The sequence below is a fragment of the Streptomyces sp. NBC_00820 genome, from assembly GCF_036347055.1.
Classification (GTDB): domain Bacteria; phylum Actinomycetota; class Actinomycetes; order Streptomycetales; family Streptomycetaceae; genus Streptomyces.
This window is the reverse complement of record NZ_CP108882.1, coordinates 3,618,203-3,631,557: the sequence shown is the minus strand read 5'-3', so window position 1 is coordinate 3,631,557 and position 13,355 is coordinate 3,618,203. Positions and strand designations below refer to the sequence as shown.

General features: G+C 72.6%; 12 protein-coding genes and 1 tRNA gene. 10 read left to right on the top strand and 3 right to left on the bottom strand.

Annotated elements, in window-relative coordinates:
- Positions 1-177: 177 nt before the first annotated feature.
- From moaC to OIB37_RS16370, 5 genes are all read left to right on the top strand, one after another.
- Complete coding sequence (moaC, locus tag OIB37_RS16390) at positions 178-657, top strand: cyclic pyranopterin monophosphate synthase MoaC (protein WP_330458343.1); 480 nt, start codon at positions 178-180, stop codon at positions 655-657.
- The gene (locus OIB37_RS16385) at positions 654-1,229 is read left to right on the top strand and encodes a MogA/MoaB family molybdenum cofactor biosynthesis protein (protein ID WP_330458342.1); all 576 of its coding nucleotides are present in this window, start codon (positions 654-656) and stop codon (positions 1,227-1,229) included. Before moaC ends, OIB37_RS16385 begins: the two co-directional genes overlap by 4 nt.
- Before the next feature lie 20 nt (positions 1,230-1,249).
- Entirely contained in the window at positions 1,250-1,921 is a 672-nt protein-coding gene (locus OIB37_RS16380) for a GNAT family N-acetyltransferase (protein ID WP_330458341.1), read from the top strand.
- Positions 1,922-2,093: 172 nt separating this feature from the next.
- Positions 2,094-3,350 carry a divisome protein SepX/GlpR gene (sepX, locus tag OIB37_RS16375; RefSeq protein ID WP_330458340.1) on the top strand — a complete coding sequence of 419 codons (1,257 nt, stop codon included), beginning with the start codon at positions 2,094-2,096 and terminating at the stop codon, positions 3,348-3,350.
- Positions 3,351-3,471: 121 nt separating this feature from the next.
- Positions 3,472-3,545 (top strand) — tRNA-Ala (locus tag OIB37_RS16370).
- A gap of 49 nt (positions 3,546-3,594) precedes the next feature.
- Here OIB37_RS16370 and OIB37_RS16365 read toward each other — a convergent pair.
- Complete coding sequence (locus tag OIB37_RS16365) at positions 3,595-4,071, bottom strand: GNAT family N-acetyltransferase (protein ID WP_330458339.1); 477 nt, start codon at positions 4,069-4,071, stop codon at positions 3,595-3,597.
- A 69-nt stretch (positions 4,072-4,140) separates the two neighbouring features.
- On the opposite strand from OIB37_RS16365, the gene OIB37_RS16360 reads away from it, so the two are divergent.
- The gene (locus OIB37_RS16360; protein ID WP_330458338.1) at positions 4,141-4,944 is read left to right on the top strand and encodes an exodeoxyribonuclease III; all 804 of its coding nucleotides are present in this window, start codon (positions 4,141-4,143) and stop codon (positions 4,942-4,944) included.
- A gap of 86 nt (positions 4,945-5,030) precedes the next feature.
- Here the strand turns inward: OIB37_RS16360 and OIB37_RS16355 are convergent, their stop codons facing one another.
- Complete coding sequence (locus tag OIB37_RS16355) at positions 5,031-5,651, bottom strand: MerR family transcriptional regulator (RefSeq protein ID WP_330461868.1); 621 nt, start codon at positions 5,649-5,651, stop codon at positions 5,031-5,033.
- A 225-nt stretch (positions 5,652-5,876) separates the two neighbouring features.
- On the opposite strand from OIB37_RS16355, the gene OIB37_RS16350 reads away from it, so the two are divergent.
- The 4 genes from OIB37_RS16350 (at position 5,877) to OIB37_RS16335 (ending at position 9,809) form a co-directional block, all read left to right on the top strand.
- Positions 5,877-7,613, top strand: a complete 1,737-nt coding sequence (locus OIB37_RS16350; RefSeq protein WP_330458337.1) for an NAD(P)-binding domain-containing protein — start codon at positions 5,877-5,879, stop codon at positions 7,611-7,613.
- Complete coding sequence (locus OIB37_RS16345; RefSeq protein WP_330458336.1) at positions 7,610-8,590, top strand: alpha/beta fold hydrolase; 981 nt, start codon at positions 7,610-7,612, stop codon at positions 8,588-8,590. The genes OIB37_RS16350 and OIB37_RS16345 overlap by 4 nt, the downstream gene beginning before the upstream one ends.
- On the top strand, positions 8,587-9,471 hold the full coding sequence (locus OIB37_RS16340) for an SDR family oxidoreductase (protein WP_330458335.1): 885 nt from the start codon (positions 8,587-8,589) through the stop codon (positions 9,469-9,471). Before OIB37_RS16345 ends, OIB37_RS16340 begins: the two co-directional genes overlap by 4 nt.
- A 92-nt stretch (positions 9,472-9,563) precedes the next feature.
- Complete coding sequence (locus OIB37_RS16335) at positions 9,564-9,809, top strand: hypothetical protein (RefSeq protein WP_330458334.1); 246 nt, start codon at positions 9,564-9,566, stop codon at positions 9,807-9,809.
- A gap of 162 nt (positions 9,810-9,971) precedes the next feature.
- Here OIB37_RS16335 and OIB37_RS16330 read toward each other — a convergent pair whose 3' ends face one another.
- Positions 9,972-13,256: a S41 family peptidase gene (locus OIB37_RS16330; RefSeq protein WP_330458333.1), complete on the bottom strand. Its 3,285-nt coding sequence runs from the start codon at positions 13,254-13,256 to the stop codon at positions 9,972-9,974.
- Positions 13,257-13,355: the final 99 nt, after the last annotated feature.

Sequence of the window (13,355 nt, the reverse complement as noted above, 5' to 3'; positions counted from 1 at the left end):
TCCCAGGGCGCCGCGCGGGCGTCCCGCCGGCTGCTCGGGACAGGCTTCGCGGGCGGCCCGGGACAGGCGCCGCGGAGGTCCTGATCCGGTGTCCGTGCCGACTTGGCGGTACCGTGTCGCGCACAGCAGGCCCGTGCATCCCCTGACGGCGGGCCATGACCGGGAGCGCCGCACAGCATGAGTACGCAGGACCGACTGACGCACATCGACGAGGCGGGCGCGGCCCGGATGGTCGACGTTTCCGGGAAGGACGTGACCGCGCGTACCGCCCGTGCCAGTGGCCGGGTTCTCGTCTCGCCCCGGGTGATCGAGCTGCTGCGCGGCGAGGGTGTCCCCAAGGGTGACGCCCTGGCGACCGCGCGGATCGCGGGGATCATGGGTGCCAAGCGCACCCCGGACCTCATCCCGCTGTGCCATCCGCTGTCGGTGTCGGGTGTGACACTGGACCTGTCGGTCGCGGACGACGCCGTGGAGATCTACGCCACCGTGAGGACGGCGGACCGTACGGGTGTCGAGATGGAGGCGCTGACGGCGGTGTCCGTCGCCGCGCTGACCGTGATCGACATGGTGAAGGCGGTCGACAAGGGAGCGGTCATCACGGACGTACGGGTGGAGGAGAAGACGGGCGGCAAGTCCGGCCACTGGAGCCGGGCGTGAGCGGCGGCCCGACCCTCGGCGGTGCCCTGACGGCGCGCTACAGCGCCCTGGTCGTCACCGCCTCCAACCGCGCCTCCGCGGGCGTCTACGAGGACCGGGGCGGCCCCGCGGTCGCACGGGGCCTGGAAGGCTTCGGGTTCGCCGTGGACGGCCCACAGGTGGTGCCCGACGGGGATCCGGTGGAGGCGGCCCTGAGGGCGGCCGTGGAGGCCGGGTACGACGTCGTGGTCACCACCGGAGGCACCGGCATCTCGCCCACCGACCGCACGCCCGAGGCGACCCGCCGGGTCATCGACTACGAGGTGCCGGGCATCGCGGAGGCGATCCGGGCGTTCGGCCGGGAGAAGGTGCCGACCGCCGCGCTGTCGCGGGGCCTCGCCGGAGTGGCGGCGGGCACGCTGATCGTCAACCTGCCCGGGTCCGGCGGCGGCGTGAAGGACGGCCTGGCCGTCCTGGAACCGCTGCTGGTCCACGCCGTCGACCAGATCCGCGGCGGCGACCACCCGCTTCCGGCGGTGGGCTCCGCCCCGGCCGGCGGGGAGCACCCCGGACGCGCCGGGGGTGCGAGCTGAACAGCCCTTCCTGGCCCGTCGTGCTGACGGACGGCGACGTCGTCCTCCGGCCGATAAAACTGCGCGACCAGCGGGCCTGGCGCGAGGTGAACCGGCGCAACCGGGACTGGCTGCGCCCCTGGGAGGCGACCATCCCGCCGCCCACGCCCAGCGGGCCGATCACCCACCGGCCGACCTACCGGCAGATGGTCCGGCACCTGCGTTCCGAGGCCGGCTCGGGCCGGATGCTGCCCTTCGTCATCGAGTACCAGGGGCGGCTCGTCGGGCAGTTGACGGTCGCCGGGATCACCTGGGGGTCGATGTGCTCGGGGCACGTCGGCTACTGGGTGGACGAGAGCGTGGCCGGACGCGGGGTGATGCCTACGGCCGTCGCGCTCGTGGTGGACCACTGTTTCCGCACCGTCGGGCTGCACCGCGTCGAGGTCTGCATTCGCCCGGAGAACCGGCCCAGCCGCCGGGTGGTGGAGAAACTCGGATTCCGCGAGGAGGGACTGCGGCCGCGTTATCTGCACATCGACGGAGCCTGGCGCGACCACCTCGTCTACGCGCTCACGGCCGAGGAAGTCCCCGACGGGCTGCTCTCGCGCTGGCGGCGGGCCCGCGCGGAGCGGACGGCCCGCTCCGAGGGCGCCACCCAGGGGCCGCGGAGCACCCCGGACACCCCGGGGAATGCCGCACAGCCCCGAAATTGAATAAGTGTTCGAATTTGATCGGCCGATGACCGCCTCGGGGCATTCATTTCGCTACTTCGGCGGTCGGTTGATCGCACCGGTCGCAAAAAAAGCTCGAAATATCAGCCAGATCGTGCGACACACCGGCCCAATTGGCGGATGGCCTCACGCAAACCCCTCTACGGTGTGAGGCGTGAGCAGCAGCGGCCTCATCTACGCAGTCATTGTCGGGGCCTGGGCCGCCTACTTGGTGCCTATGTGGCTCCGTAGGCAGGACGAGCTGAATGAGGCCCGTCCGACGGAACGCTTCAGCACCGCCATCCGGCTGCTTTCCGGACGGGCGGGGATGGAGCGCCGGTACGCCAAGGACCTGCGGGCGCGCTCCGCCCAGGAGGGGGAGCCGGACGCCGGCGACCCGGACGCCGCCACCGACGCGGTGGACGTCCGGGCCTTCGCCATGCCTCCGACGCACCGTCAGGCGCGCGCGGAGGCCGAGCCGGAGGCTCCCGGGCGGACCGAACCGGCACGTGACCAGAGCGCCTTGCCGGCCCCCGAGTCCCCGTCGACGTCCGAACACCACCACACCGGAGCACCCGTGCACACGTCCGGCTCGGCATCGGTGCCGGCGCCCGCACCCGCGCAGAAGCGGGTACCGGACGTGCGCCGTACGCCCCCCTCGTCGCAGGCGGCAGCAGCGCGCGCCCAGCGCTCGAAGGTCCTCGCGCGCCGCCGGCGCACCACCGTGATGCTCTTCCTCGCCTTCACGTTCGGTGCGGTCGTCGCCGCCGTCGGAGGACTCACCTTCCTCTGGGCGCCTGCCGCACCCGCCGTCATGCTCAGCGCGTACATCGCCTACCTGCGCATCCAGGAGCGCCGCCGCTTCGCCTACCAGATGGACCGCCGGCACGCCGAGGCCGCGGCCCAGCGCCTGCGGGAGCGCGCGCGCCAGCCGCGCCGCCGTGCCGTGGCCGCGGACCTCGGCGCCGGTGAACCGGACGAGGGACCGGGACCCGAGACCGACCCCGCCCTGTCCGCCGCGCTCGCCGCCGACCGGCGCGCCCTCGTCGAGCAGACCGACCACGCCGAATGGGTCGACCAGCAGCGCGAGCGGCAGCGGCGCCCCGGCCACGGCGACAGCTGGGACCCGGTGCCGGTACCCCTGCCGACCTACGTGACCGCTCCCGTCGCCCCCCGGGCCACCTCCGACGTGGACCTGGGGGCACCCGACACCTGGAGCTCGGCGCGCTCCAGCACGGTCGCGCCGGAGCAGGAGGCGGGGTACGCGCCGGAGGAGCACGCGGAGGAGGCGGCCGACTCCGAGGACAGGCCGGCGGACGGCCGCAGCGACGCCCGCCGCGCCGCCTCCGCCCGCCGCGCGCGCGAGCGCGGCCGCACGCCCCTGTTCGACCAGTACGAGGACGGCGGCCGCCCACGGGCCGCCAACGCGTGACGGTGGTGACCGCGGTGACCGCGGTGACTACGGTCACAGGACGGGAAGCGGCGCCTCTGACCAGTCCGGGAGCGGATTTCCGAGCACCCGGATCGGGATGCTAGAGTTCCACTCGTTGCAAGGGCCTGTGGCGCAGTCCGGTAGCGCACCTCGTTCGCATCGAGGGGGTCAGGGGTTCGAATCCCCTCAGGTCCACGCAGCATGAAGCCCCAGTCGGCGAAAGTCGACTGGGGCTTCAGCACGTTCACAGCTGCTTCGCGTAGCAGCGGCTCTCCTCGTGGTGGCGGTAGTAGCCGAACTTGGTGCAGGGCTCGTAGCCGCTCGACGTGTACAGCGCGATGGCCTCCGGCTGCTTGGTGCCGGTCTCCAGGACCATGCGCAGGCGGCCCGCCGCGCGGGCGTCCTCCTCCAGCGCCGCGAGAACGCGGCGCGCCAGCCCCCGGCCACGCATCCGGTCGACCACGAACATGCGCTTCAGCTCGGCGTCGCCGTCCTCGTTGCCCTCGCCGTTGCCGTCCTGGCCGCGCCAGCCGCCCGTGGCGACCGGGTGGCCGTGCTCGTCGTAGGCGATCAGGTACACGCCCCGGGGCGGGTCGAAGTCCGTCGCGTCCAGGGCGGTCGCGTCGCCGCCGTCGCCGTACCGTACGTGGTACTCGGCCTGGACCTCGTCGTTGAGCTTGACGGCGTCGGGGTGATCGAAACGGACGCGGCGTATGTTCATGCTGGCCATCGCACTTCTCTGCGCACTGCGGGACACGGACTCGCACCAGTGTGCCGGTATCGTGCCCTGGTGCTGACTGTGACCTCGGTGAACGTGAACGGGCTGCGGGCCGCCGCCAAAAAGGGCTTCGTGGAGTGGCTCGCCCAGACCTCCGCGGACGTCGTGTGCCTGCAAGAGGTACGCGCCGAACCGCACCAGCTGCCCGAGGAGGTGCGGCAGCCCGACGGCTGGCACGTCGTGCACGCCCCGGCCGCCGCCAAGGGCCGCGCCGGCGTCTCCCTCTACACCCGCCGCGAACCCGACCGCGTGCGCGTCGGCTTCGGCTCGGACGAGTTCGACGGCAGCGGACGCTACGTCGAGGCCGACCTGCCCGGCGTCACCGTCGCCTCCCTCTACCTGCCCTCCGGCGAGGTCGGCACCGAGCGGCAGGACGAGAAGACGCGCTTCATGGACGTCTTCCTCACCCACCTCAAGGACCTGCGCGCCCGCGCCGCCGCCGACGGCCGCGAGGTGCTCGTCTGCGGCGACTGGAACATCGCCCACCAGCAGGCCGACCTCAAGAACTGGCGCGGCAACACCAAGAACTCCGGCTTCCTCCCCGAGGAACGCGACTGGCTCACCCGCGTCCTCACCGACGGGGACGGCGGCTACGTCGACGTCGTCCGCTCCCTGCATCCGGACACCGAGGGCCCGTACACCTGGTGGTCGTACCGGGGGCGGGCTTTCGACAACGATTCAGGTTGGCGGATCGACTACGAAATGGCCACGCCCCGGCTCGCCGGGAAGGCGGTCAAGGCCTTCGTCGAGCGAGCGGCCACACACACCGAGCGGTGGTCGGACCACGCGCCGGTGACCGCGGTGTACGACCTGTAGGGCTGCGGCCGGCGGCTCGGCCCCTCTCGGTCCTGCTCGGCCCCGCTCGGCCCCTCTCGGTCCCGCTCGGTCCCGCCAGGTCCCGCTCAGTCCCGCTTGGTCAGGCGTCGGTCCAGTGCCAGGGAGAGTTCCGCCTCCACCACGCTCCTGGCGAGCGGGCGCAGGCGCTGGAGGTCTTCCTCGGGGCCGTGGCGGAGGACCAGGGTGGCGAAGAGTTCGGCCAGGGCGTCGGCGTGTTCGCGGACGCGTGCGCCGGCCGCCAGGACCTCCGCGAGGGGTATGCCCTCGCGGACCAGGGCGGAGGAGACGTCCAGGAGGCGGCGGCTTATGTGGACGATCTCGTCGCCGTCGGTGCCGAGGTAGCCGAGATCCATCGCCGCGGCGAGGTTGTCGGGGGTGACCTGGCCCTCGAAGCGGGCGGCGAGTGCTTCGGGGGTGAGGCGGACCGGCTCCTCCTCGGTGGGGGTGGCGACACCGAGCAGGTCGGCGACGTCCCGGCCGTGGTCGAGGGCCTCGGCCAGCTCCGCGATGCCGTTCAGGGTGTGGCCGCGCTCCAGGAGCGCCGAGATCGTGCGCAGGCGGGCCAGGTGGTGGTCGTCGTACCAGGCGATGCGGCCCTCGCGGCGGGGCGGCGGGATCAGCTTGCGCTCGCGGTAGAAGCGCAGGGTGCGCACGGTGATGCCGGCGAGGCGGGCCAGCTCCTCCATGCGGTACTCGCGCGGTCCGCCGGGCCGTCCGGTGCCCTGTCCTGCGATGTGTTCGCCGTCGTCTGCCACGCCCGCAGCCTAAGGCGTACCGCCGGTAGCCGCGGCGGCAGCCGCTGATGCGAACGTCCTCCTCCCGGCCCCTACCGCTCAGTACGGGCCTGCTCTACAGTCCCATTGCGCCAGTGTTCACTGGCGCAGTCCGAGGCGACGCGTGGAGGCTCCGGGATGGCCGAGCACGAGCATGTACGGGTGGCGGTGATCGGGTCCGGCTTCGGCGGGCTGGGAGCCGCCGTGCGGCTGCGCCGCGAAGGGATCACCGACTTCGTCGTCCTGGAACGGGCCGACAGTGTGGGCGGCACCTGGCGGGACAACAGCTACCCCGGGTGTGCGTGCGACGTGCCCTCGCACCTGTACTCCTTCTCCTTCGCGCCCAACCCCGACTGGCCGCGCACCTTCTCCGGGCAGGAGCACATCCGCGCCTACCTGGAGCACGTCACGGACGTCTTCGGGCTGCGCCCGCACATCCGCTTCGGTGCCGAGGTGAAGCTGATGAGCTGGGACGCCGAGCGGATGCGCTGGAACATCGAGACCGCCCGGGGTCCGCTCTCCGCCGACGTCGTCGTCTCCGCGACCGGGCCGCTGTCCGATCCGAAGATCCCCGAGATCCCGGGACTGGAGTCCTTCCCCGGCAAGGTGTTCCACTCCGCCCGCTGGGACCACGACTACGACCTGAGCGGCAAGCGCGTCGCCATGGTCGGCACCGGCGCCTCCGCCATCCAGATCGTGCCCGCCATCCAGCCCCGGGTCGGCCGGCTCACCCTCTTCCAGCGCACCCCGCCCTGGGTGATGCCACGCATGGACCGCGAGGTCAGCGGCATCGAGCGCCGGCTGCACCGCGCGCTGCCCCTCACCACCCAGCTCAGGCGTGGCGTGCTGTGGGGCATCCGGGAACTCCAGGTGCAGGCGTTCACCAAGCACCCCGACGAACTCGGCCTGATCGAGCGGCTCGCCCGGCGCAACATGGCCCGCGCCGTCAAGGACCCGGCCCTGCGCGCCAAGCTCACCCCCGACTACCGCATCGGCTGCAAGCGCATCCTGCTGTCCAGCACGTACTACCCGGCGCTGGCGCGGTCCAACGTGGACGTCGTCGCCGCCGGGCTCAGCGAGATCCGCGGGTCGACCGTCGTCGCCGCCGACGGCACCGAGACCGAGGTCGACGCGATCATCTTCGGCACGGGCTTCCACGTCACGGACATGCCCATCGCCGAGCGCGTGGTCGGCGCGGAGGGCATCACCCTCGCCGAGGCGTGGAAGGGCGGCATGCGGGCGCTGCGCGGCGCCTCGGCCGCGGGGTTCCCGAACTGGATGACGATCATCGGGCCCAACACCGGCCTCGGGAACTCCTCCATGATCCTCATGATCGAGTCGGCGCTGAACTACATGGCCGACTATCTGCGCCAGCTCGCCGTCCTCGACGGCCTGGGGGTCCCCCCAGGCCGTCAAGGCACTGGGGGAGGCCGTACCGCGCTCGACGCCCGGCCCGCCGCCGTCGAGGCCTGGAACGACAGGGTCCAGGAGCGCATGAAGCGGACCGTGTGGAACACCGGCGGCTGCACCAGCTGGTATCTCGACGCGAGCGGTCGCAACACCACCATCTGGCCCGGTACGACCACGGAGTTCCGCCGCGCGACCCGGCGGGTGGACCTCGCGGAGTACCAGGTCCTCCGGAAGACCGTGACGAAGGCCGGGACGAAGGCCGGCGCGGAGACCGGCGCGGAGACCGGCGCGGAGACCGGGACGAAGACCGAGGGGAAGGCGGAGGAGAGGGACGTGGTGAAGAAGGACGCGGTGAAGAAGGACGTGGGGAAGAAGGACGCGGTGAAGAAGGACGTGGGGAAGAAGGGCACGGTGAAGGCCGGGAGCGAGACGGCCGGGACCGGGAACAGCGAGGCCGCCGTATGAGCCGCGTCGCCTCCGTCGCCGGCGGTCCCTACGCCCCGCCGGCCCCCGCCCGCACCCTGCGCATAGCCTCCGCCGACGGCGCGCGGCTGCACGTCGAGGTGCACGGGCCCGAGGGTGCGCCCGCCGTCGTGCTCTCGCACGGCTGGACCTGCTCGACCGCCTTCTGGGCGGCGCAGATCCGGGAGCTGGCCACCGACCACCGGGTGATCGCGTACGACCAGAGGGGGCACGGGAGCAGTCCCGCGAGCTCCGCGTGCAGCACCACCGCGCTGGCGGACGACCTGGAGGCGGTGCTCGCCGGGACGCTCGCGCCGGGTGAGAAGGCCGTGGTCGTCGGCCACTCGATGGGCGGCATGACCGTCATGGCCGCGGCCTCGCGCCCCCGGTTCGCCGAACACGCCGCGGCCGTCCTGCTGTGCAGCACCGGCAGTTCGCGGCTGGTCGCGGAGGCGCGGGTGGTGCCGCTGGGTGCCGGGCGCGTGCGCACCTGGATCACCGGGCGCGTCATCGGTTCGCGCGCTCCCCTCGGGCCGGTCACGCCGGTCGCGAAACGCGTCCTCAAGTACGCGACCATGGGCGCCCGTTCCGCCCCGCACATGGTGGAGGCGTGCGCGCGGATCGTGCACGCCTGCCCGCGCGCCGTACGGCACGCGTGGGGCGGGGTGCTGGCCGCGCTCGATCTCGACCACGGCGTACGGGAGTTGCGCGTGCCCACCGCGGTACTGCACGGCGCGGCCGACCGGCTCACGCCGTCCGTGCACGCCCGTGCGCTGGTCGCGGCGCTGCCGCACTGCGTCGGACTCACCGAGCTGCCCGGCATCGGCCACATGTCCCCGGTCGAGGCGCCCGGGCCGGTGACCGGGAAGATCCGGGAACTCGTCATCACGTACGTCACGGGGAGCACCCCAGGGACCCCCGCCACCCCCGGTATGTCCGGGTCCCGTTCCACCCCCGTGCAGGCCAAGGAGGGCGCATGAGCAGGGTCAGCCTCGAAGGACAGGTCGCCGTCGTCACCGGAGCGGCGCGCGGCGTCGGCGAGTTGCTCGCCCGCAAGCTCTCCGCCCGCGGCGCCAAGGTGGCGCTGGTCGGTCTGGAGGAGGAGGCGCTGAAGGAGGTCTCCGGGCGGCTGCACAGTGAGAGCGCCTACTGGTACGCCGACGTCACCGACCACGAGGCGATGAGCCGGGTGGCGGGGGAGGTGAAGGAGCGTTTCGGGAAGGTCGACATCGTGGTCGCCAACGCCGGTGTGGCCACCGGCGGTCCGTTCGTGGACTCCGATCCGCAGGCCTGGCGGCGGGTGATCGAGGTGAACCTGATCGGTTCGGCGGTGACGGCCCGCGCGTTCCTGCCGGTGCTGATCGAGAGCCGCGGCTATCTGCTGCAGATCGCCTCGCTCGCCGCGATGACCCCGGCGCCGATGATGTCGGCGTACTGCGCCTCCAAGTCGGGCGTGGAGGCGTACGCGCACAGCCTGCGCGCCGAGGTCGGCTACCAGGGCGTGCGCGTCGGCGTCGCGTACCTGTCGTGGACCGACACCGACATGGTGCGGGGCGCCGACCAGGACGACGTCATGCGGGAGCTGCGGCAGCGGCTGCCGTGGCCGTCGAACAAGACGTACCCGCTGGGTCCCGCGGTGGACCGGATCGTCGACGGGATCGAGCGGCGCTCGGCGCATGTGTACGGGCAGTGGTGGCTGCGGGGGATGCAGGGGGTGCGCGGGTACCTGCCGGGGATCATCGGCGCCGTCGGGCAGCGTGAGATGCGGCGGTTCGCGCCCCGGCTGCAGGGGATGAGCTCGCGGCTCGTCGGCGCAGGTGGGGAGGCGGACGAGGCCGCGAGCGCTACGCACCGTAACTGATCGACATGCGCAGCGTGTTCACCCGTGTGAGTCTGGTCGAGGCCCCACTCAGGGGCCAACCCCCACCTCACCCTCAAGGGGAGTGAACCCACATGGGTATCAAGGACAAGTCGACCCAGCAGCAGGGCCAGTCCAAGCAGAAGGCCGGTCAGTCGCACGGCACGCCGCAGCGTGGCATGCAGCCGGGCCAGCCGCAGACGGGTCAGCAGCCGGGCCGGCCGCAGACGGGCCAGGCGCAGCGCGGCAAGCAGGCCGAGCGCGGCCACCAGAACACCCGTGACATCAAGGACACGGAGACGCACGTGGAAGACCGCTTCGACCGGGACCAAGAGGTCTAGTCGCCGCGCCCGGCTCCGGCCGATGACGTGGGGTGCCCTCTCGTGGGGCACCCCATGTTCGTGCGTGGCCCGTCGTGCGTGGCCTGTCGTGCGTGGCCTGTCGTGCGTGACCTGAAAGCACGCCCCGCGCGCGTGCGCGGGGCGAACCGTCAGGCCGAACCGTCAGGTGGACCTCGGTGGCAGCTTCGGGCGCGAGCGGTCCGGTACGTCGCTGTAGTCCGGCGGGATCGCCGCGGGGTTGGTCTCCAGCAGGTCCAGCGCGAGCCGCACCGCGTCGTCGAGCTGGGCGTAGCGGCCCTCGGCCCAGTCCAGGGGGGTGCGCAGGGCCTCCAGGTCGGGGGTGACGCCGTGGTTCTCGACGGACCAGCCGTAGGCGTCGAACCAGGCGGCGTTCATGGGCACCGTGATGACCGTGCCGTCGCCGAGCCGGTGCCGGCCGGTCATGCCGACCACGCCGCCCCAGGTGCGCTGCCCGACCACCGGACCGATGCCCAGCTGTTTGAAGGCGGCGGTGATCATGTCGCCGTCGGAGGAGGTCGCCTCGTCCGCGAGGGCCACGACCGAACCCCGGGGGGCGTTGGAGGCGTACGACACCGGTTGCGCGTCCCGGGTCAGGTCCCAGCCCATGATCGTGCGGGTCAGCTTCTCGATGACGAGTTCACTGATGTGCCCGCCGGCGTTGCCGCGCACGTCCACGATCAGCGCGGGCCGGGACACCTCCATGCGCAGGTCGCGGTTGAACTGGGCCCAGCCGGAGCCGCCCATGTCGGGGATGTGCAGGTAGCCGCACTTGCCGCCGCTCAACTCCCGCGTGACCTGGCGGCGTTTGGCCACCCAGTGCTGGTAGCGCAGCGGCCGTTCGTCGATGAGCGGGACGACGGCGACCCGGCGCGCGCGTCCCGGACCGCCGCCCGGCGGGATGAACGTCAGCTCCACGGTCGTCCCGCCCGCGCCGGCGAGCAGCGGATAGGGGCCGGTCACCGGGTCGACGGGGGTGCCGTTCACGTGGGTCAGGGCTGCGCCCTCGCGGACGCCCGCGCCGGCCAGCGGGGAGCGTGCCTTGGAGTCGGAGGACTCGCCGGGGAGGATGCGCCGGACCACCCACTGGCCGTCGCGGCGCACGAAGTCGGCGCCGAGCAGGCCCTGCCAGCGCTGGTAGTGGGGCGGGCCCTCGTTGCGGCGGGCGGCGGTGACGTAGGCGTGCGAGGTGCCCAGTTCGCCGAGGACCTCGCGCAGCAGGTCGGCGAACTCGTCCGGGGAGCTGACCCGTTCGACCAGCGGCCGGTACTGCTCGAGCACCGCGTCCCAGTCGATGCCGCACATGCCGGGGTCCCAGAAGTAGTCGCGGGTGAGGCGTCCGGCCTCGGCGTAGGCCTGGCGCCATTCGGCGGGCGGGTCGACCTCGTGCAGGATGCGGCGCAGGTCGATCCACACGGTGGAGTCGCTGTCGCCGGGCTCGGTCGACGGCACCGCGCGCAGTTCGCCCTCGTCGACCACCACCAGCCGGCTCCCGTCACCGCTCACCCCGAACCAGTCCAGGTGGCTGACCAGTTCGGACTTCTTCGCCTTGGTGATGTTGAAGTGCTCCAGCGTGGGCCGGCCCGTGGTGTCGGCGGGGTTGGCGAAGGTCTCGCCGAGCGCGCCGGAGATCGGCCAGCGCAGCCAGACCAGGCCGCCGCCCGCGACCGGCTGCAGCGCCGAGTACTTGGAGGCGATGACCGGGAACGGCGTGACCCTGCTCTCCAGGCCCTCGACCTCGACGGTCACGGTGCCGTCGCCGGGTTCCTCGTCCTCCAGCGGGTCGAGTCCGCCGGCGGCGGGCCGCCCCTCGGGGTTGAGGGCGAAGGGGGAGGGGGTCGCGGAGGAGAGCGGGACGAGGTACGGGCGGCAGCCGAGCGGGAAGGACAGGTCGCCGGTGTGCACGTCGTACACCGGGTCGAAGCCGCGCCAGGACAGGAAGGCGAGGTAGCGGCCGTCGCGGGTGAAGACGGGGTTCTCGTCCTCGAAGCGGCCGTTGGTGACGTCCACGATGAGCCGGTCCTTGATGCGGGCCAGCTTGATCTGCCGCAGTGAGCGGCCGATGCCCGGGTGGGACCAGGTGAGCCAGGCGCCGTCCGGGGAGAAGGCGAGGTCGCGCACGGGGCCGTTGGTGGAGTGGATCAGCTCGGTGACCGTGCCGGCGGCCTCTGCCGACCCGTCGGTGGGCTCTTCCCCCTCCGCTCCCTCGGTCACGTCGATCAGCAGCAGCCGTCCGTCGTTGGAGGCGACGGCGAGCCGTTCGCCCTGCGGGTCGGAGACGGTCTCCAGGACGTGGCCCAGTTCGCCCTGGGCCAGCAGGCGCGTCGTGCGGTCGCCGCTGGCACGGGGGAGCTGGGCGATCTCGACGGCGTCGTCGCCCTCGGCGTCGGTGACGTAGGCGACCTGTCCGGTGGAGCCCAGCATCTCCGGGAGCCGGACCCGCACTCCGGGCGTGTCGGCGATCGTACGGGCGGGGCCGTCGCGGTGGGTGAGCCAGTACAGGCTGCCGCGGATGACGACGGCGCTGGCGCGGCCGGTCTCGTCCACGGAGAGGCCGTCCACGTTCTGCGCGGCCGGCACCTGGTAGGGGCGGCGTCCCGGGCTGGGGCCGCCGAGCTTGATGTCGAGCTTGCGCGGCACTCCGTTCGGGGAGAAGTCGTCCACCATCCACAGGTCGCCCGCGCACTGGTAGACCACCCGGTCGCCGTCGGTGGAGGCGTTGCGGGCGTAGAAGGCGTCGTGGTCGGTGTGGCGGCGCAGGTCGGTGCCGTCGTAGGCGCAGGAGTAGAGGTTGCCGACGCCCTCGTGGTCGGAGAGGAAGGCGATGCGGCCGGCGACGAACATGGGGGCGCACAGCTGGCCGTCGATGTCCGGCAGCAGCCGCTGTCCGTGCAGCCAGAGCCGGCCCATGGCGCCGCCCCGGTACCGCTTCCAGGCGGCCGGTTCGTGCGGCGGGGTGCCGGTGAGCAGCAGGGTCTTGTGCTCGCCGTCGAGGTCGGCGACCTGGAGGTCGGCGACCGGTCCCCAGGGCAGGCGTCCGCCCGGGTCGCCGTCGGTGGGGACCTTGTAGGCCCAGGAGAAGTAGGAGAACGGTTGTCCGTGGGAGGAGACGGCCAGGATGTCGCTGCGGCCGTCGGCGTCCGGCGGGGTCCAGCCGCACACCTGGGTGTCGGCGCTGCCCCAGTACGTCAGCTGCCGGGTGGGGCCGCCGTCGACGCCGACGAGATGGATCTCGGGCACGAGGCTGCGCCAGGTCGTGTAGGCGATGTGGCGGCCGTCGGGCGAGAAACGGGGCGTGCCGGCCTTGGTGCGGTCCGCGGTGAGCCGCCAGGGGCGGCCGGGGGCGTCGAGGGGTGCCAGCCAGAGGTCGTCCTCGGCCACGAAGGTCAGCATGTCACCGCTGAGGTGGGGCAGGCGCAGATAGCTCACCTTTCCATGCTTTTCCGGGCGAGGGGGCCCAGCAACTCGTGCGGCCGTTTCCGTGGGGTGTGCGGGCGCTTATGCGGAGCCGACACCCGTGACCCAGGA

Bases quoted from the DNA above. Each gene is read 5' to 3' on its own strand.
- OIB37_RS16345 (WP_330458336.1), top strand. From the start codon at position 7,610: ATGAGCCGCGTCGCCTCCGTCGCCGGCGGTCCCTACGCCCCGCCGGCC.
- OIB37_RS16355 (WP_330461868.1), bottom strand. From the start codon at position 5,651: ATGGAGGAGCTGGCCCGCCTCGCCGGCATCACCGTGCGCACCCTGCGC.
- OIB37_RS16335 (WP_330458334.1), top strand. From the start codon at position 9,564: ATGGGTATCAAGGACAAGTCGACCCAGCAGCAGGGCCAGTCCAAGCAG.
- moaC (WP_330458343.1), top strand. From the start codon at position 178: ATGAGTACGCAGGACCGACTGACGCACATCGACGAGGCGGGCGCGGCC.
- OIB37_RS16350 (WP_330458337.1), top strand. From the start codon at position 5,877: ATGGCCGAGCACGAGCATGTACGGGTGGCGGTGATCGGGTCCGGCTTC.
- OIB37_RS16365 (WP_330458339.1), bottom strand. From the start codon at position 4,071: ATGAACATACGCCGCGTCCGTTTCGATCACCCCGACGCCGTCAAGCTC.
- OIB37_RS16340 (WP_330458335.1), top strand. From the start codon at position 8,587: ATGAGCAGGGTCAGCCTCGAAGGACAGGTCGCCGTCGTCACCGGAGCG.